The organism is Peribacillus sp. YIM B13481 (genome assembly GCF_042787985.1).
Taxonomy (GTDB): domain Bacteria; phylum Bacillota; class Bacilli; order Bacillales; family DSM-1321; genus Peribacillus; species Peribacillus simplex_A.
On sequence record NZ_JBHZPE010000041.1, the window covers coordinates 1 to 17,963 of the forward strand.

General features: G+C 38.8%; 17 protein-coding genes. 7 read left to right on the forward strand and 10 right to left on the reverse strand.

The annotated features are described in order from the left end of the window. Positions 1 to 251: 251 nt before the first annotated feature. Both ACFX4X_RS19305 and ACFX4X_RS19310 read right to left on the reverse strand, forming a co-directional pair. On the reverse strand, positions 252 to 416 hold the full coding sequence (locus tag ACFX4X_RS19305) for a hypothetical protein (protein ID WP_377385447.1): 165 nt from the start codon (positions 414 to 416) through the stop codon (positions 252 to 254). A 301-nt stretch (positions 417 to 717) separates the two neighbouring features. Next, positions 718 to 1,173: an SRPBCC family protein gene (locus ACFX4X_RS19310; RefSeq protein ID WP_377385450.1), complete on the reverse strand. Its 456-nt coding sequence runs from the start codon at positions 1,171 to 1,173 to the stop codon at positions 718 to 720. Between the two features lie 204 nt (positions 1,174 to 1,377). On the opposite strand from ACFX4X_RS19310, the gene ACFX4X_RS19315 reads away from it, so the two are divergent. After that, positions 1,378 to 2,640 carry an ATP-binding protein gene (locus tag ACFX4X_RS19315; protein WP_377385453.1) on the forward strand — a complete coding sequence of 421 codons (1,263 nt, stop codon included), beginning with the start codon at positions 1,378 to 1,380 and terminating at the stop codon, positions 2,638 to 2,640. Positions 2,641 to 2,799: 159 nt separating this feature from the next. On the opposite strand, the gene sspL is transcribed toward ACFX4X_RS19315, so the two are convergent. Further along, positions 2,800 to 2,931 (reverse strand): small, acid-soluble spore protein L, encoded by a 132-nt coding sequence (sspL, locus tag ACFX4X_RS19320; RefSeq protein ID WP_061464729.1) that lies wholly within the window; start codon positions 2,929 to 2,931, stop codon positions 2,800 to 2,802. A 198-nt stretch (positions 2,932 to 3,129) separates the two neighbouring features. Here sspL and ACFX4X_RS19325 point away from each other — a divergent pair, with 198 nt between their 5' ends. Beyond that, a complete protein-coding gene (locus ACFX4X_RS19325) occupies positions 3,130 to 3,345 on the forward strand; it encodes a DUF3951 domain-containing protein (RefSeq protein ID WP_377385458.1) in 216 nt (71 codons plus the stop codon). Positions 3,346 to 3,449: 104 nt separating this feature from the next. Here ACFX4X_RS19325 and ACFX4X_RS19330 read toward each other — a convergent pair whose 3' ends face one another. Continuing rightward, positions 3,450 to 4,367: a response regulator gene (locus ACFX4X_RS19330; RefSeq protein WP_377385461.1), complete on the reverse strand. Its 918-nt coding sequence runs from the start codon at positions 4,365 to 4,367 to the stop codon at positions 3,450 to 3,452. Then, complete coding sequence (locus ACFX4X_RS19335; RefSeq protein ID WP_377385464.1) at positions 4,364 to 5,635, reverse strand: sensor histidine kinase; 1,272 nt, start codon at positions 5,633 to 5,635, stop codon at positions 4,364 to 4,366. The genes ACFX4X_RS19330 and ACFX4X_RS19335 overlap by 4 nt, the downstream gene beginning before the upstream one ends. 200 nt (positions 5,636 to 5,835) lie before the next feature. Here ACFX4X_RS19335 and ACFX4X_RS19340 point away from each other — a divergent pair, with 200 nt between their 5' ends. Further along, entirely contained in the window at positions 5,836 to 7,107 is a 1,272-nt protein-coding gene (locus ACFX4X_RS19340; protein WP_377385467.1) for a cation:dicarboxylate symporter family transporter, read from the forward strand. 1,372 nt (positions 7,108 to 8,479) lie between these two features. On the opposite strand, the gene ACFX4X_RS19345 is transcribed toward ACFX4X_RS19340, so the two are convergent. Then, positions 8,480 to 8,695, reverse strand: a complete 216-nt coding sequence (locus tag ACFX4X_RS19345; protein ID WP_377385470.1) for a hypothetical protein — start codon at positions 8,693 to 8,695, stop codon at positions 8,480 to 8,482. A 79-nt stretch (positions 8,696 to 8,774) separates the two neighbouring features. Next, positions 8,775 to 11,111 (reverse strand): RNA polymerase recycling motor HelD, encoded by a 2,337-nt coding sequence (gene helD / locus ACFX4X_RS19350; RefSeq protein WP_377385473.1) that lies wholly within the window; start codon positions 11,109 to 11,111, stop codon positions 8,775 to 8,777. 602 nt (positions 11,112 to 11,713) lie between these two features. Here helD and ACFX4X_RS19355 point away from each other — a divergent pair. From ACFX4X_RS19355 to ACFX4X_RS19370, 4 genes are all read left to right on the forward strand, one after another. Then, positions 11,714 to 11,980, forward strand: a complete 267-nt coding sequence (locus ACFX4X_RS19355) for a hypothetical protein (RefSeq protein ID WP_377385476.1) — start codon at positions 11,714 to 11,716, stop codon at positions 11,978 to 11,980. Positions 11,981 to 12,285: 305 nt separating this feature from the next. Further along, entirely contained in the window at positions 12,286 to 13,140 is an 855-nt protein-coding gene (locus ACFX4X_RS19360; RefSeq protein ID WP_377385479.1) for a DUF1835 domain-containing protein, read from the forward strand. A 791-nt stretch (positions 13,141 to 13,931) separates the two neighbouring features. Then, positions 13,932 to 14,381: a hypothetical protein gene (locus ACFX4X_RS19365; RefSeq protein WP_377385482.1), complete on the forward strand. Its 450-nt coding sequence runs from the start codon at positions 13,932 to 13,934 to the stop codon at positions 14,379 to 14,381. Positions 14,382 to 14,583: 202 nt separating this feature from the next. After that, on the forward strand, positions 14,584 to 14,829 hold the full coding sequence (locus ACFX4X_RS19370; RefSeq protein ID WP_377385485.1) for a type 2 periplasmic-binding domain-containing protein: 246 nt from the start codon (positions 14,584 to 14,586) through the stop codon (positions 14,827 to 14,829). A gap of 83 nt (positions 14,830 to 14,912) precedes the next feature. On the opposite strand, the gene ACFX4X_RS19375 is transcribed toward ACFX4X_RS19370, so the two are convergent. The 3 genes from ACFX4X_RS19375 to ACFX4X_RS19385 form a co-directional block, all read right to left on the reverse strand. Beyond that, positions 14,913 to 15,470: a competence protein ComK gene (locus tag ACFX4X_RS19375; protein ID WP_377385488.1), complete on the reverse strand. Its 558-nt coding sequence runs from the start codon at positions 15,468 to 15,470 to the stop codon at positions 14,913 to 14,915. Positions 15,471 to 15,625: 155 nt separating this feature from the next. Then, the gene (locus ACFX4X_RS19380) at positions 15,626 to 16,657 is read right to left on the reverse strand and encodes a DNA sulfur modification protein DndB (protein ID WP_377385491.1); all 1,032 of its coding nucleotides are present in this window, start codon (positions 16,655 to 16,657) and stop codon (positions 15,626 to 15,628) included. Further along, positions 16,644 to 17,750, reverse strand: coding sequence for a DNA sulfur modification protein DndB (locus ACFX4X_RS19385; protein WP_377385494.1), 1,107 nt, complete (start codon positions 17,748 to 17,750; stop codon positions 16,644 to 16,646). Before ACFX4X_RS19385 ends, ACFX4X_RS19380 begins: the two co-directional genes overlap by 14 nt. Positions 17,751 to 17,963 lie beyond the last annotated feature (213 nt).

Genomic DNA, 17,963 nt, shown 5'->3' on the forward strand with positions numbered 1-17,963 from the left:
TCCAAGACGGACACATCCTCTCAAAAATCATTGTAAGGACTTAACTAAAATGTGTCCATGAAACTATACTAACTCCACTATTCTAATCAAATATTAACATATAAATTATGTATAAAGTTACATAAATTGTATTTATTGTATATTTGGACATTAATGAAACGGCTCGGAGGAATTTGCTTAGGATTGGTGTGCTAACAACTAAGCCTAATTGATCTATAAGTCCATCAAACACTAATTCATGTATGGTTCTCTTAAAAGGTGTCAGCACCTTCAAGTTCCTCGAGTAAATCCATAGGCAAATCATCCATATTTTCATTTACATCATTACTTAAATTTGTCTCTGCCAATACAGCATTTAAATTAAACATACTCAATAAAACACATAAACTCCCTACCCTCATCAACTGCTTTTTCATTTTCTTCTCCCCATTTTTAATTTTTATTCCTATAATGGCATAATAGCCAAAAATTCAAATTAATCGATCCCAAAATTGAACTCAGGATTTTCATATTCGGAATATTTCTCCTTAAAAATAGTAGAGGGGTTAAAAAGAGGTGAACCCATTACACCTCTCATGTGATACCTTTTTCCCCACAAAAAAAACTGGCACCAGAGGTGCCAAGGTTTGAAAGATTAATACACTAATAAAAAGAATCCATCTTGAAAAAATTGTTCAAGTGGATTCTTATGCACAGATTTTAAGTAAACTTAAATCATTACCTACCCGTTTCTGCTTCAGCTACATTTTTGACACGTTCTAAAAATTCAACTACCACTTTATCGGTGGCAAATAATAAAAGTAATTTCAAAAACCACTTTATCGGTCGGCTGGTGACTGTATATGTAAAGGAAGTCTTATTATCATTGATTTTTTTTAGTTCATAAAAAGCTGTAATTTCAAACATTTTAGCAAGTGTAAAGCCTACTTTTAGCTTTTTTTCATTAGTTTCATTCAAATATTCTAATGTTTCTATATCATACTCTTCTGTACGTTTTCCTTCTCGATATTTTTGGCGATATACGCTTCCAACCACTTCTTCCGTTATTTTAACGGGCTTGTGTTCAACTACTTGAGACATGATTTTTTGCATATTTTCTACAGAACCATCAAGAAACTTCCAAACCTGTTCAATTGGAGCGTCAATTTCTGTTTCTCTTGTCCATCTTTTCAATGAAAATCACCTCTACCTATATTATATTTCCTTTATTATGTAAAACAAAATTTACAATTGATAAATCGGTAAATACCTAGAGGCGCTTTAAACAACTTTTTTTGAATTTAAATGTCCTTCTGTAAATAAATCACTTTATTAAACGCTCCTTTTTAGTGTTATTCTTGTATAATAGACCAAACTGTTAATTTCCGGGAGAATCCAATGAATTTTATTAATCAAAACATATTAGATAATCTCTTTTATATTTTAGTAAGTATTTTGATTTATTATACTTTATTAGATCATGTCAAAAAGTTAAGTCAGTACCCCAAGACCCTTATCACTGCATGCATGAGCATTCCTATTATATTATGTATGAAGTTTCCTATTTATATAGATGAATACTGTATCCATGATCTCCGGCAAATTCCTTTTATAATAGGGACACTTTATGGTGGTTGGCCTGTAGGGGCTGCCCTGTTAGTCATAATATTAACTCTTAGGTTTGCTTTTTATGGTTTCAATTCCCTTACGTTAATTGTTTATATGGTTATATTTATTATAACGGCTCTATTTTCTTCAAAATTCAATACTTTTAATAGAAAAAATAAGCTAAATAGCTCCATACTATTAATTTTGTTTCTAGGAATACTTACCAGCCTTATTTCACTCATTATGTCTGAATATTTTCAAATAACGGAGGCGTATGTATTTTACTTTATTATCCTCCCTCCTTTCATTATCGGTTTGGCTGTGTATATCATGGAAATTTTAAAAGATGCGATTTTAATCCGAACACAAATGATAAGGCTTGAAAAAATGGAGGTAGTCAGTCAGCTTGCTGCAAGTATTTCACATGAAGTTAGAAATCCTTTAACAGTTGTGAAAGGATTTGTTCAACTGCTAAAGGCTCCTGATCTAACTCAAGAAGTAAAAGAGCAATATATACAGCATGTTGTTAGAGAGCTTAATAGTGCAGAATCCATTATTTGTGAATACTTAGCATTTGCAAAACCTGCAATCGAAAAGGTGGATAATATTTCAATTAACCGTGAAATAGGATATGTAATTGAAATGATAAAACCATTGGCTAGCATGAATTTAATTACTATATCTGAACAGTTGACTCCAGGCATTACCCGGGGGAATATTCAGCATTTCAAGCAATGCTTCCTAAACCTAATTAAAAATGGTATAGAAGCAATGCCAAACGGCGGGGAACTTAGTATTGTTTCCTATGTAAATAATTTCGACATCATTATCGAAATAAGTGACAATGGAATAGGAATGAACAAGGAACAAATAAATCGTTTTGGCGAACCTTATTACAGTTCCAAAGAAAAAGGAACAGGGTTAGGATCAATGGTAGCTGTTAAGACCATCCAAACAATGAATGGAACACTTCATATAACTAGCCTTTTGAATAAGGGAACAACGATTTCAGTAACACTTCCCGTTTATCATGAAGAGTATTCTGCAAAATAAATGAAGAATCACGCCTCATAAGCCTAAATAACCAATATTCAATGTAGGATATTTTTATAATTCTATGCAAATTGAGCCTTCTTATAGAATATAAAAGCCCCTCTCGTCTAAGAGAAGGGCATTCTTTATGAATTATGACCATATTTTTGCCCAATGCGCTTATTTTGTATTGGACTTTTTTGCCTTGTTTTCAAGCTCGCTTTTTGGCTCAGTGGAGAATTCCACATCTTTTCCATGTCCCTGCGGGTTAACACTTGGTGCGATTCGACCTCTTCCTGTCTTTTTGCTCATTTGCTTCACCTCCAAGTATATTATGTCCGAACTGTTCTAAATTAAAAACGAGTCCTTCTTTGTAATCCGTAATTCCACTGCTCCTTATCTGTACATGCAATAAAAGATATAGAGTAAAATTGGCCCTTTATCATATGTTATAATATGGTAATTACACTTATCTTATTTACTGCATAGATAAGTTCTGGAGGGGCTTGTATGGTTTCGTATCTATTTACTATTATTGTAGTTGGCAGTATCGGATTGATTGGCTACAGGATGATTTTCAAAAAGAAAACTCCTTCTAGCATGTATACACCTTACGATGACATGATTATGGGGAAAAAAGATGATGTTAAAAGAAACTACCATGAACAAGATACAAAACACTATATCGAATATGAAGAAAAAAGCGATAAAGACAAAACCATTTGAACGGATTTGTCTTTATCCTACAATTAATTGTTTTGTAAATTTTCAATCTATTCGGCTTGTGTTTTTGGTTTCAGTCACGTTTTCGTTGTTTAATTTAGGGTTTATTATTTTACCATCTGTCTCGCTTCCATAAACAACACCTGGATAAACTTTTTCAGGTTATTGCGGCTCTGGTTGCTTACTTTTTTGCTTTTGTCTTCTAGCTCCAGCATTTTCTTGCGGACTTCCGAGAAATCAAAAAATGTGGAAGAATAGGCTTCGAATTTTGGATTCAGATAATCCGTCAATCCTAATGATGCGATATGGATGAGCGCCTGGTGAAGAGCGCGGCGGACACGCTGCTCAGAGGCTTTCATTTCTTTCTGGATTTCGGCCTCTCCAGCTTGATCTCCCAGCTTTTCAACAGCGATTCCTGCAAAAATTTCCTTTAAATATGGAAACGTGTAGGCAGAACCGAGTCTTTGCTTTTCATTTTGGAGGAATCGTAAAATGTTTAGTAAATCTTCGCTTCCCACTTCCCCAATCATACCTAAATCGGAAATTAAGGAACGTCCGGCTTCCATTATATTTTTTGTATGTGAGGGGGACACGAACGTTGACTTCGGGGCTGTAAATAAGTTCAACGATTGTTGAATGCCCTGGATCGATTGATCCACCAGTACCCGCTTGTTTACTTTTTTTAATATGTATGAAATTTCAACTTGGTTCAGCGGTTTTGTAATGTAGTATTCCGCCCCTAATTTATACGCCTCTCCAATCAGGTCCTTCGCCTCCACTTGCGAAATCATCACAAACTTTCCTTGAAATCCATCAGCAAGAGCCCTGATCGTTTCAATTCCGTCCCTTATTGGCATGAGCAAATCAATTAGGACAACGTCTGCTTTTTTTAAAAACAACAAGCTATTATTCACTAACGATCCGTCTTCTGCTTCACCCACCACTTTTCCTAAGTCTTCGTCTTCAATCATCTCTGTCAGCATTTCTCGAATGGCAGGATCGTCATCTATAATGAAATAATTCATCTCGTTAACCCTTTCTCTATAATCGCATTAATCGGAAGTTCCACGATGAATACGGTTTCTTTATAGTTATCCATAAGCCTTATATGTCCTCCAAATTTTTCAACAGTTTGTTTCACATATGATAAACCGATACCCGTCGAAGGGTTTCCCGCCGCATCAAATTTCTTTGTAAACCCTGCCGTAAAAATGACTTCCTTCTGCCTCGGTGCAATGCCGGGTCCATTGTCACTGATGCAAAACTCCACGGATTGATCTTTCCTTTTCACATGCAGCGATACGTATCCCTCTTCTTTAATGGCTTCCACTGCATTGGCCAACAAATTATTTATTAATGATAATACCATAAATACATGGTAGGGAGGATGATCCCCATCTATATGCAAGGAAAATGAAATATCTTTGTGAAGGGACTCTGCATATCGTCTATTGGACACGACCATTATGTTACAAAGCTGTCCGATGTTCATATATTCCTGCAGGTTTTCGGTAGACATGAGTTCCGATAACCCCGCATAAATCCGCTGGTTGTCTTTTTTGATTTCATGCACAAGACCAGCAATCTGCAGCGCCGTTTGCGCATCGGGGCCGTTCGTCTCGTCTGATTTTAACCGACGATAAAAATCATAACATGTGCGGGTGATTTCTTCTGCATCTTGCATCGTTTTCTTCAGTTGAACCGTTTCTTCATACAAACTTGAAATGAAAAGCAGCATTTGTTCCTTTTGCATGCGCTGCTCTTTTTCTGCGAACTTTGCTTCTCTCAGCTTTAATATATTAAAAAAACCGAGAACGAAAAAGCTTCGAATGAAGGCGATTAACACGAGTTGGTCAATATCTAGCGATGGTGTGTCCTGATTGGCCAAGAAGGAACGGATCGCCAATTCCGATACACCTGCAGAAAGCTCGATCAATACTCCTAAAAGCCCGATCATAAACGGCTGGTCGTGCCGTTCGTTCAATTTCGTCCTATGAAAGGCGAACGCGAAGATGAAGTAATAGAAAAAGGCGGGAAAATGAAGATACATCGCTTCCTCAACAGATATGTCCCGTATTCCAACTGCCAGTGAAAAACGAAAAACAAACACACTCATCCCCGTTAAAATGCCTGCAATATTCGGGTTGATTCCCCTCCCCCACAGCAAAAACAAGAAAAAGACGGGGGTTCCCAAACTGACTCTGTATGTATCGTCGAATGGATAAAACTTGAATTCACCCGCAAGAGGCACTGCAATCATAATCAATAGTAATATCCTTATTCTCTCTTTCAATATGGTCCCTCCCCAGTCACTTTATAAAAAGATAACACATGAACTGGTAAAAAAGAGAGATGGGTTTTGACTGAAATTTTTATTTTTTCTATCACTTGTAAGTATCAGTAGGTTCCAGTAGTTTTCAGTAGGTTGATTATAAACTTAGAATAATCTAAATATTGAAAGCGTTAACAAACAATTGCATAGGGGGAATTTAAATGAAAAAGTTTGGCTTAGCTACACAAATTTTTGTTGCACTTGTACTTGGTATCGGTGTCGGTGCTTTATTCCATGGTAATGAAACAGCCATGGCCATCATGCAACCGATTGGCGATATTTTTATTCATTTAATTAAAATGATTGTCATCCCGATCGTCATGGCTGCATTAGTAGTCTCAATAGCGGGAGTGGGCGATATAAAAAAACTAGGAAAGTTAGGTGGGAAGACTCTTCTTTATTTTGAGATTGTCACCACAATTGCCATTGTTATTGGAATATTGGCGGCAAACCTGTTCCACCCGGGGTCTGGTTTAGATACAAGCAAGCTTGAAAAAGGTGATATTTCAAAATATGAAGAAACAACAAAGACGGCTGGAAGCGGTGGCTTTGGGGAAACAATTTCTCATATTGTTCCTCAAAATGTATTTGAATCAATGGCTCAAGCGGATTTATTACCGATCATCTTCTTTTCTGTTTTATTCGGCTTAGGTGTGGCTGCGATAGGAGAAAAAGGAAAGCCTATTCTTGGATTCTTTGAAGGTGTGTTGGAAGTCATGTTTTGGGTGACGAATCTAGTCATGAAATTTGCCCCCTTTGGTGTATTTGCGCTGATTGGTGTAACCGTTGCTAAATTTGGTATTGCAACATTGGTCCCTTTAGGGAACTTAGTAGTTGCTGTTTATGTGACGATGGTCTTCTTTGTGTTCGTCGTTCTTGGAATAATTGCGAAAATGTCCGGGACAAGCATTTTTGTTATCCTGAAAGTGTTAAAGGATGAACTGATATTGGCATTTACAACAGCAAGCTCAGAGTCGGTATTGCCAAGGCTTATGGACAAAATGGAGAGTTTTGGCTGCCCGAAATCCATTACTTCATTTGTTATTCCAACAGGCTATACATTTAATTTGGACGGCTCATCGATTTATCAAGCACTTGCTTCGCTTTTCGTGGCACAAATGTATGGGATTGATCTGTCCATTACACAACAGATTACGTTGTTACTAGTATTGATGTTAACGTCAAAAGGAATAGCTGGTGTTCCGGGTGCGTCATTTGTTGTTATTTTAACAACACTTGGTTCTATGGGACTGCCGGTGGAAGGTGTTGCGTTCATTGCCGGTATCGATCGAATTTTGGATATGGGAAGATCAGCGGTTAATGTCGTGGGGAACTCATTGGCGGCGATTGTCATTTCGAAGGCGGAAGGTGAATTTGACCAGGATAAAGCAAACCATTACGTTGATTCAATTAAACAATCAGACGTAGCATAAATTACATTTTAAAAGGAAAATCAGTACTTGAACTATGCCTGCAATATGATGTGTTAACAGAGGAAGAGCTTGATCTTATTTTAAATCCTTACGAGATGACAACCCAGGTATATCTGGGGCTGAGCTGTTTGATAGATCGTAATTTCCGATTTTGATGGATCAGATGTGGTTGATGAATAACGGGAGTCTGGGAAATTGATATAAAAACCCTCCTTTATATAGAGGGCTTCTAAATTTTAAACAATAGTGATTGGAACGGGTGTGCGAGACTCCTGCGTGAAAAGCGTCGTCCAAGGGAGACTCCGAGGCGCAAAGAGCACCAAGAAGGCTCCCGGACCGCCCGCGGAAAGCGAGTGCCCTACGTTCCAAGAACATTCTAATTTTACAAACCCTCAAAAAAACTAAGTCTACAGTCTGAAGCCCGCCTTTATAGAAAGGGCTTCTAAATTTTAAACAATAGTGATTGGAACATAAGGTGCGAGACTCCTGCGGGGAAAGCGCGTCTAGGGGAGACTCCACAGGCGCAAAGGCGCCGAGGAGGCTCCCCGGACCGCCCACGGAAAGCGAGTGCCTAAAGTGGAAAGAACGTTCTAATTTTATAAACCCTCAAAAAAACTAAAATCGATTGTCGAGTTTGTCTACAGTCTGAAGCCCTCCTTTATAGAGAGGGCTTCTAAATTTTAAACAATAGTGATTGGAACGGGTGTGCGAGACTCCTGCGGGAAAAGCGCGTCTAGGGGAGACCCCACAGGCGCAAAGTCGCCGAGGAGGCTCCCGGACCGCCCGCGGAAAGCGAGTGCCTGGAGTGGAAAGAACGTTCTAATTTTACAAACCCTCAAAAAACTAAAATCGATTATCGAGTTTGTCTACAGTCTGAAGAGCCCGTCCTTTATAGAGAGGGCTTCTAAATTTTAAANGTTCTAATTTTACAAACCCTCAAAAAACTAAAATCGATTATCGAGTTTGTCTACAGTCTGAAGAGCCCGTCCTTTATAGAGAGGGCTTCTAAATTTTAAACAATAGTGATTGGAACATAAGGTGCGAGACTCCTGCGGGAAAAGCGCGTCCAAGGGAGACCCCGCAGGCGCAAAGAGCGCCAAGAAGGCTCCCGGACCGCCCGCGGAAATCGAGTGCCTGGAGTGGAAAGAACGTTCTAATTTTACAAACCCTCAAAAAACTAAAATCGATTATCGAGTTTGTCTACAGTCTGAAGAGCCCGTCCTTTATACCAGGAACTTATCAAGATCACGAAAAAAACCTGCATAGAACTAAATTCTACACAGGTTTCAAAAAAGCTGCTGTCCATATTGTATAACCATAAACCAATAATCCTATAAATGTAATTCCCAAATACCCTACTAAGTTGGAGAATCTACTTTAAAGCGCGAGTGTAATTTATTGTGTCTTTGTTCTGAGGAATGTCGCTATTTTCTTTCCGGGAAGGCTGCACTGCTCTTCCTGTATTTCCACTATAGCCTTCTTCAATGGGCCCTGGATAATGATAATGACCATCATTAACTGTTTGAGTTGTTGATTCACCAGTCGCCTGGCTTCCTCCCGTTTCCACTTGTTCTTTCTCGTTATTCAATTCATCTCCTCCTTTTCTAAAGATTCTTTTATAGTATTTGATAAAAGAATAATAAAATTAAAGGAGAAAAAAGGAAGCGCTAATTTGTCAGAAGTAAATGCTTCGTTGCATCGTTGAGCAAGAAAGGACTGGGTTCGCCAACCGTATATATTTGTAAGTCATGCATAGCCCTGGTACATGCGGTGTAGAATAATCTTCGTAAGCTCTCATCACCATATGTTTGCACAGATGCATCATAAATGATGACAGCATCGAATTCGATGCCTTTGGCCAAATAAGCCGGAATGACAACAACACCCTGTTCATATTCATTTGTGCCTTTCTGTACGAGTTTAATTTCACCAATGATACTAATGGCATCGTATGCCGCGGCACTTTCGGCAGCAGATTTACATATTATTGCGATTGTATTATAATCACGACTTTGAAAGTCTTTGACTTTAGACACGATTTTGCGGTGCAATTCATCAAGGTTAGGCACTTGAGTTAGTACAGGCTTCTCGCCTTCACGATCGAATGCCTTAATTCGATGGCCTTCAGGAACTAGTTCACGTGTAAATTCTATAATCTGCTTTGTGGATCTGTAGCTTTGATCCAAGGTTATACTCTCGGTTTCTCCTATTCCGTATAAACTGGCAAGAGTCTGGAAATCTACCCGTTCGCTGGCATGAGCGAATATTGCCTGGTTAAAGTCACCGAGCACCGTCATCCTTGCCGAAGGAAACAACCGTTTCAAAAACTCGAATTGAAATGGAGAATAATCTTGTGCTTCGTCTACAAGCACGTATTTTATAGCGGTATTCGTCTGAAATCCTAGAATTAGCTCCTTCAGCAGCAAAAATGGAGTCGCGTCTTCGTAATGCAGTTTACCTTCGTCCAGCATTTTTTGCGTTGATAAACATATTTCCCTTTCGGCAGGTGTTTTACCCTCATTCCACAGTTCGATCCGTATTTGTTCGTCAAAAAGTTGCTTGTAGATTCCCTTAATATTGATAAAATGTAGTGCTTTTACCCGTTTGCGTAACGACTTCAATTTCTTACGAACAATCATACGCTCGAGCATTTTTTGCTCTTTCTCATATTCGTCAAAGGAATCTTCAGTTTCGCCGCGTTTTTTCTGTAAGTGGGTGTATACCTTTTGATAGTCTTCTTTGCTAAGATACTCGATTTCCTCCTGAACCCAAGGCTTTTTCAACTCAGACTTTTCCGTTTCATCAAGTAACTCACATAACCAGTCTTTCAACTTTTCAACCCTATTGTGAAAACGCAATGTGGTGTCTGTGTTATAAAATCTTTCTAAGATTTGTTTGGCGGAGACGAGCGTTTCCCCCCGAAACTTTAACCCTCTAAAGATCATTCCAGAAAGTTCTAGTGATTGTCTGTATGTTTTGATTATCTCAAAGAAGCGAATCGATGCCTTAAATTGGATACTCGCTGTCCTAGTGCTATAGGAAGGATCATCCGCCGCAGTCAACAAAAATTCTAATTGCTCATAAGGATCCTCAACTTGAAACGAGTCAGTCAGACGATGATCCAAGTATTCCTGGAATGTTACCTGCTGCATATTCTCTTCGCCAAGTTCGGGCAACACATTTGATACGTAGTTATTAAACATTGAGTTAGGGGAGAATAGAATGATTTGGTCGGCTTTTAGCCATTCCCGATTCTTGTAGAGCAAGTAAGCGATCCGTTGGAGGGCAGCTGATGTCTTGCCGCTGCCAGCGGCACCTTGAACAATGAGCAGACGTCCGCGATCGTTCCGGATGATCCTATTTTGCTCCCGTTGAATGGTAGCAACAATACTGTGCATATGCTTATCTGTTCCCTTGCCAAGCACCTGCTGCAGGATCTCATCTCCAATGGTGAGACTCGTATCGAACATTGATTCGATAACGCCTCCCTTGATCATGTATTGCCACTTGTTCTCCAACATCCCAGAAATCATGCCTCCGGGAGTAGAGTATTGTACGGGGCCGGGAGGATAGTCATAATAAACACTCGAAATCGGAGCCCTCCAATCGTAGACAATGAAGTTTTCTCCTGTTGTATCAGTAAGAGTGGAGGTCCCGATATAAATATGTTCCGTAAGTTCGGACCCTTCTTCAGTGATATCGATCCGACCGAAATAAGGAACTTCCTGCATGCGGCGCAGTGTAGACAACCTCTTGAAGGAATATCTATGTGCGCCTTCGCTTTGTGACAAGTCTTGAGCCTGCTGCCTTAAGCCAATGATGGTCTCGAGGTAATCATCAAAAGTATCCATATTAACCTTGAGATCATCCCAAAAGTGTTTACGGATATTAACAACTTCTTTTCTGCGCCGGGAAGTTTCTCCTTCTATTTTGCTGATTTGTTTCGTAATTGTTTCTATCACCTCATCCAAACGTTCTTGCTCCTGCCGAATCTCATTGTTCATATCAGACACTCCTTCAAAAAATAAAAATAGGGGTTGACTAGAGGTGGGTTTTACCTTATACTTATAGTAAGGGGTAAACTGTTTCGATGTATTTAAAAATGTGTTTCTATACTAATTTATCACAATTTCTGAATTATATCAATGTATATTCCACAACAGTTCCCATAATAAATCGTCTTTTTTTAACTCGAATTTAACATTTAAAGTCAGTAACCAGTTGAGCAATGTAGCTTGACTGGTTATTTTTTATGACTATCTACATTTTTAAAGCCTAAATGCTTCGCTAGTCCTGTTTGCATGAAAGCTGCAACACTCACATCAACGGTTTGATTCGTAATAACGATGATCAATCATATCCACATGAACCATTTCTGCCCCAAATGGCCAAATTAATCACAATGCAAACTCCGATGGCAAACAGCCAATCATTTCTTGGAACCTTTATATGACACGGTTTCCTCCAGCCCTTTTCCCTGATGAATAAAGTTCGAAATTGCCCCTGCACCTATTAGATGTTTTCGTTATTATACGGATAGGAATTAGTACGACGTGCGAATAGATTAATGCCTTCAGTAAATAATATAAGCGAAGGAGTGAAATACATGCCACAAGATAATAATGCAGGGAACCTTGATACACGTAGAGATCTTACTAATAATAATGCTGACAACGATATTGATCGTGGTTTGAGCCACGGATTTCAAAGAGAAGAACGTCCTAGCCCTGATCGTGATATCCCAACAATAGAGGGAGTTGCAAACATTAAAGAACGTTTTCCTTCGGACCATGAGAGACTTATGAGCAGAATCAATTTTGGTGATGCACTTATAAAGCGAGAAAATACACATTTTGGACGGTTTGAAAGATGAAAAAAGATGAACTCTTAATGAACTAAATGGGGATTAGTGGAAGATAAACCGCGAGAAAAAGGCTAAAAACCTGTATGCTTTAGCTACAGTTTGTAGATAAAAAGGATTCGGAATGGCTTCATCCCGAAACCTTTTTTACTTTTTATTGGAATTAAAGCAGGTATAGAGAATTTCCGGCCCTTACCAGGAACACTAACGGATGCATTACTTATTATTGGCGCTACTCGTAGCTCCAATAAAATAAAGCTTATTAGATTATTTACCGCAAATGAGTTAAACTTGTACAAAAAGTTGGTGCAAGAGCTGTGATAAATAAGAGTGAAGTTTTACACATTGTTTTTGGACAATCAACTTCTGGATCGTTGAAAATGGGTCTAAGAGAACTAGGTATGGAAAATGAAGAGCAGGTGCTATGTTTTTCGGACATCTTTTCAGTAGGACCTATCTGGAAATTACATGATGAAGTTGGAGTGAAACAAAGAATAGATTGGTTCAGAACACGGTTTTTATCAGAAGATGATTACTATGAAATGGACTATGGGAAAGATTTTAATAAAACTAAGGATTTAGTTTGTCATGTTCCAGAAGAAACCACCATCTTCCTTTGGGCAGGCGATAGTTCCCATGAACAAACAGGAGTTAGATATGTTTTGTATTTATTGAATGAGAAACGAAATAACATCATTTTAATTAATACGACTAAAGCCTATCATGAAGAATTCAAGGGTTCAAATAGGGTATACTCCCCTCTTACTACCGGTGGAATTCCTCCGGAAAAACTGAAGTCGATCTACGAGAAAAATAAAACGAACACCCCTATTTCCATCGAGGATAGAAAAAAACTCCATCAAGAATGGGAGCTTTTAGCTGAGGCACAAGATGTATTACGTATTTGGGATAATGGTGAAGTTCATGGCGTTGATGAAGATTTTTATGACCTATTCATCATCAACAAGGCCCTAAAGGTACACAGCCAACAAAAGAATAGGGATTTTATGAAAAGTGCAAGATTAGTAGGTGAAGTAATTGGTCATCTAGAACAATATTTAGGAGACGAATTTATTGAATACCGGGTTAGGCATCTAATAAATAATGGTACTTTTGACATTGAGGGTGTCCCTGTAGCAATGAGATTCTATAGCATAAAACTACGATCTTAACGTTTTTTAAATGAATGGTTATTCGACCAATATTGCCTTCTATATCTCCTAGAAGGCTTTTCTCCACGCAAGGTTCGGGTAGTATTTTTTTGAGAAAAACACTCAAAAAATCTTCACCCTTTTCCCCTTGCCCTTCGAAATTTGGCAGGCAGGGACATGTCGCCAAGCTGAACATACTCAAAACAAGGTAAAAAAGTGATAAAAGTTTAGGTTTAAACTTTTATCACTTTTTTTATTTTTCTTTTCTACAGAATTCACTATTAGTTAACAATTTGCGAAACGATTTTTATTATTTAATGGTCATTCGGAATTTTCCATTAATCGATAAAATTTATTTAAATTACAAATTTCGATAAATTCATACAAAAATATGAGACAATAGTACTACTCAATGATAGAATAATAGTATTAAAGGGGGGCAAAAAAACGAGATATCTATCTATAGTATCAGTATTTTTATTTTCTTTTAGTTTTACAACAATAGGATTTGCTGAGGAAAATGGTACAAACGGTAGTGAAGAAATACTAACTCAAGAAGAGTTAGATTATTTTGTAAATGAAGTTGGCAATACTCAAGAAGAAGCCGAGGAGTTACCTGTTGAAGTTGCAAGACAATTAATTGAAGAGGAGGCTCAACTTATAGATTCTGGATCAGAAATTATGGATATAGAACCAGAATTTATTAAACCAGGGAAGTTAGTACTTTTGCAACTATCGCTGCAACAACTATAAAACTAGGTGGAACTGTATATAAAGTAACTAGTGATCGTTCAAAAGAAAATAAATTTTATATGTACGGTAACTTTCAATGGTTAAAAACACCTTCATATAATTTAGTTGATAAAATGACTATTGGTTTCCCTTCAAGTTCAGGACTGTATCTGCCAACTAGTGGAGGAAAAGTAACACAACACCAACACAGATATTCTCAAGATCAACAAGGAAATGGACGTTGGATTGATTATGCAATCAAGTATTCTCCAAGTAATTGGGAACCAAGTGCTGGTGTGGCTGGTTCATATGATTTAAAAGCTTCTACTAGTAAAACTAAGCATAAAGGGTATATTGGACAATACGTATATGTTCCCACATCTAAAAATGGTAAAATAAACATAAAAATAGAATATGGTCATAAAAGAATTTCTGGTACACCTTCTGTGTCAGTTTATCCGGCCGGTTTATCTATTACACCAACTCAAACTACAGATACAAGGTCATATGCATTAACTCTGTCTTATTGATCTGTTGTTAGAATGGGAGGGGCTATGAGGCAAATCATTATTAATTTTATTTTTATCCTAGTAATATCAGTAATTTTATTTTTTATACTTAGCTATAATGCATCTTTAGATAGTGATTATATGTTGTCTTTTTTAATTATAATTTTCCTACAAGTATCATTAATAGTAGCTATTCTATTAAAAAGAAGATAATAGAAGGGGTTTGTCGGACATTTTCTCTGAACTCATGGCACTATTCCACAAAGAATATCCCCTTATCACTGTGCGATTTGTGGAGGATGTAACGATCCTCCCCCAAAGTGATTTAGAACAAATTGATGTTAGTGAAGGAAAGATTAAAGTCATTCACCTTAACCCCCGTATTAACTGGCAAATCGGCATCGCTTGGAAAAAGGACAGTTATCTCTCTTACACTACTAGAACTTGGATCGATTTCATTAAAACCTAACCTAGAAGGCAGCAGAAACGATCAATGATATGTTGGAAATACAAGAGACCGCCAATTCGGCGGTCTGCCTCTCATTGATTTTATTATGCCTTCCCTTTCACCCTGTAATGAACCTCCCCAGGTTCTTTGCAAAAGGTGATTCCGCTTCCCGGCTCGTAATAAAAGGTTCTTTTGCCCAAAGAGCGTCCATGGAAGGTCGTATGCAGATAGGATGCTTGGTCCCTTTTGAAGGCAAGCTGATTTTTGCTTAAGGATACAGGAAGGCAATGGCCATAGTCTGTGTGGACCAATGTTTCTTTTTCGTTCATTTCCTCGAGGTCACTAATGTGAATGTAGGAAAACCAGACCCCTCCTCTTTTCCGGAATGAGCGGGAGGAGAACCAGACCATTCCCAGCTGGGCATTTATGCAGACGGGCAGCCTGTATTTACCGCCAAGCACGGATTTGGCTGCTGCAAGACCGCCATCCAGATCCAAGCCAAAGTGGTTTAGCGTGTTATTCAGGATTTCCTGACGCGGTTGTGCAACATGGAATGTGTTCTCTCCCTCCACTACCGTCGTCATCTCGACACCATTTGAATCGTAACGCTCCATCATTCCCACCGTTTCCATATTCAATAAATAGTTTTTTCGTATCATCATTCCATTCACTCCCCATTTCACTATTCATTTTTTAGGAGTATACTGGTTATAGAGGCAGGTATACTCCTGCTCGCAAGCCCTTAGGTGATTGTCTGACCGGACGTACTCACCTAGGGGTTTTTTACTGTTTTCAAAATCACATTTCCCTCACCTCCTCAACAGCTATACAGCCAACGCACTAGCTCTTCGATATTGTTTTTATCTTTGCTTAGGTGAAATAATGGCGGCCGTCCTTTGTACGTTCCTTTAAACTCCTTCCAAATGGGATTGGCAGGGCTCCAGTCCACCTCTTTCAATTTTGACATTCTCGTGGAAATCAGCTGTTGTCTTTGTTCGATATGCTGGTTTTCCATTTTGTCATTGGCATAAAGCGCAACGGCAACGAAAAGAGGGTAGCTGGCAAGCATGCATTTTGTGTAATCTCCCATCTGTTCGGCCGGGTATATGTCGAATAGTTCATTAAGATATAAATGAATGAGTTTGATGTATTCACTGTTAGAAAGCGGACTTGATGAAACTTTCTCTTCGATGTTTACGTGTACCTTCCCAGTCATGAAGATGCCGATGACCTGCCTCAATTGCGATAGCGATAGCAGGTTTTTATTGCCTGGTCGATTGATGGAACGCTTTTCAAGTTCGACACCGGCTGTTTTTAACGATTGATGAGTTTGAAGCACCTGATTGGTAATGACGTTGAGGTTGTTTCGCGAGTCGAATGAAATCCGTTTGGAAAGGGCCACTTTCTTGCCTTTTAGATTGAGATCCAGATAGAGCTGGGATTCTTCCGCTTGTGTAAGCCCTTCAAATACTTGGATGGCAATCGAGCTTTCCTTCATGAGTGAATCCAGTTCGTAAGCTTGTTTCACTTTTTCTTCATCCTTCTTTAACGCTTTAAGGATACTGTCCTCCAATTGTGCGAAAGCCGCAATTCGTTGGGTTCCATCGATGATCGATAATTCGAACGCTTCTCCATTAAGGATGGTTCCTTCCCTGCTGTTGGCAACGAGTGGTGGCAGATAGATATTTTTCGTTAAAGCATTGTCCAACAGATAATTCTTGATCGACCGGACCCGCAGCTGGTTGATTTCCCTAGTGGCGATTTGTCCATTGCGATACATGTGGACCAGTTCCATGATTGAGTAGGAAACCATTTTCCTTCTTTTCCGGTCCAATTCACCTAGAATCATGCAGCCATCCTCCTTCCTGTTCTATTTTTCGTTTGAACACGAGAGCCGTTTTCTGGATGGCGTATGTAGTCGAATGGTTTTTGACTCTTTTTTTAAAGGGATCGTAGATGTGTGAAAACAAGGGATCCTCATGCTTCCATGTGCAGGCTTCTTTCAATGGCAGCATGTGATCGATTGCTTCTTCATAGGGGATTTCATGATGTTTGTGAAGTTGGTGGATCGTTTTGGCAAGGGCTATTTGAATGCCGGAATAGCCGGATGTGAATGTTTTCCGGTCTGCCATCTTCTTCGGAAAGATTTCCAGCCATGATTCGAAAAATGCGGTTGCGATGCTGATGATTTCGTCTTTGGTTACATCACCATAATTGGCTTTGCCCGTTTTCACGGAGACGTTTCCTTCAAATAAAGCGATAAGGCAGCGCCTCATGATCGTCAGCGAAGTCAACGCCGTACAGTTCACTGTTATCCTCGAAAGGGTGGCTTCTATCTCCATCTCACTTTCTAATATCCTGGCAATGTCCCGTGTCAGTTCTGCATATTCATCCCGCTGATCGTACTTCATCACCAATCCTATATGCGGCTCTTTTCGCTTCGTATTAATATCATTGAATAGCTGTCTTTCTTCATGCGTTTCCAGATTTAAATAGATTTGAATGGTGACGGGGTAGGTCTTTAACTTATCAATTTGTTTTTGAAGCTTTTCCGCTTGCTTAAAGTTACCGATTTCTTCTTCCGCTTCCTTCCGCGCCCTTAAGTGACTGATGGCTGAAATTAGGGCGTAGGTCCTGTGCTGACCATCAAGTATGTATATTTTGCTTCCTGGTGGCAGTTCTCCTCCATCGTTCTCTTCCTTGATCGCTCCCCTGCTCGAGAAGATGAACGGGGAAAAGTAAAAGTCCCCTTCCGATACAGAATCAATGATGAACTCCCTGATTTCAGTCCTTCTATTGAGATCAAGCTTTCTTTGAACCGCCTCATCGACTTCGAATATTGCCTCCAATGTGGAGAATTGGATTTGCGAGATCAATATGCTCTTCCCGAATTGGGTACAGCTGTTTCCGGGTATCGTCACTTTCATTTCTTGATATGTCATTCACTTCACCTCTCTGCGACCATTATCCTATTTTATGCATTTTTTGTAAAACCGCTTTGTTTTTACCTCTTTCAAAATTCTTTCCCTATTGTGACTCAATTACCTGTTTGACTGGCTAACTCTTTACAAGCTCTCATTAAAGAGCTATAATTTCTAATTTCCTTTTCAAATCTACGACTCTAGATTGATATTTCCTTGTTATTTTGTGTCCAT

What these genes read in the sequence shown, in the direction of transcription:
- ACFX4X_RS19305 (WP_377385447.1), bottom strand. Translation starts at nt 416, where the DNA reads ATGAAAAAGCAGTTGATGAGGGTAGGGAGTTTATGTGTTTTATTGAGT.
- ACFX4X_RS19315 (WP_377385453.1), top strand. Translation starts at nt 1,378, where the DNA reads ATGAATTTTATTAATCAAAACATATTAGATAATCTCTTTTATATTTTA.
- sspL (WP_061464729.1), bottom strand. Translation starts at nt 2,931, where the DNA reads ATGAGCAAAAAGACAGGAAGAGGTCGAATCGCACCAAGTGTTAACCCG.
- ACFX4X_RS19325 (WP_377385458.1), top strand. Translation starts at nt 3,130, where the DNA reads ATGGTTTCGTATCTATTTACTATTATTGTAGTTGGCAGTATCGGATTG.
- ACFX4X_RS19330 (WP_377385461.1), bottom strand. Translation starts at nt 4,367, where the DNA reads ATGAATTATTTCATTATAGATGACGATCCTGCCATTCGAGAAATGCTG.
- ACFX4X_RS19340 (WP_377385467.1), top strand. Translation starts at nt 5,836, where the DNA reads ATGAAAAAGTTTGGCTTAGCTACACAAATTTTTGTTGCACTTGTACTT.
- helD (WP_377385473.1), bottom strand. Translation starts at nt 11,111, where the DNA reads ATGAACAATGAGATTCGGCAGGAGCAAGAACGTTTGGATGAGGTGATA.
- ACFX4X_RS19355 (WP_377385476.1), top strand. Translation starts at nt 11,714, where the DNA reads ATGCCACAAGATAATAATGCAGGGAACCTTGATACACGTAGAGATCTT.
- ACFX4X_RS19365 (WP_377385482.1), top strand. Translation starts at nt 13,932, where the DNA reads ATGTACGGTAACTTTCAATGGTTAAAAACACCTTCATATAATTTAGTT.
- ACFX4X_RS19375 (WP_377385488.1), bottom strand. Translation starts at nt 15,470, where the DNA reads ATGATGATACGAAAAAACTATTTATTGAATATGGAAACGGTGGGAATG.
- ACFX4X_RS19380 (WP_377385491.1), bottom strand. Translation starts at nt 16,657, where the DNA reads ATGATTCTAGGTGAATTGGACCGGAAAAGAAGGAAAATGGTTTCCTAC.
- ACFX4X_RS19385 (WP_377385494.1), bottom strand. Translation starts at nt 17,750, where the DNA reads ATGACATATCAAGAAATGAAAGTGACGATACCCGGAAACAGCTGTACC.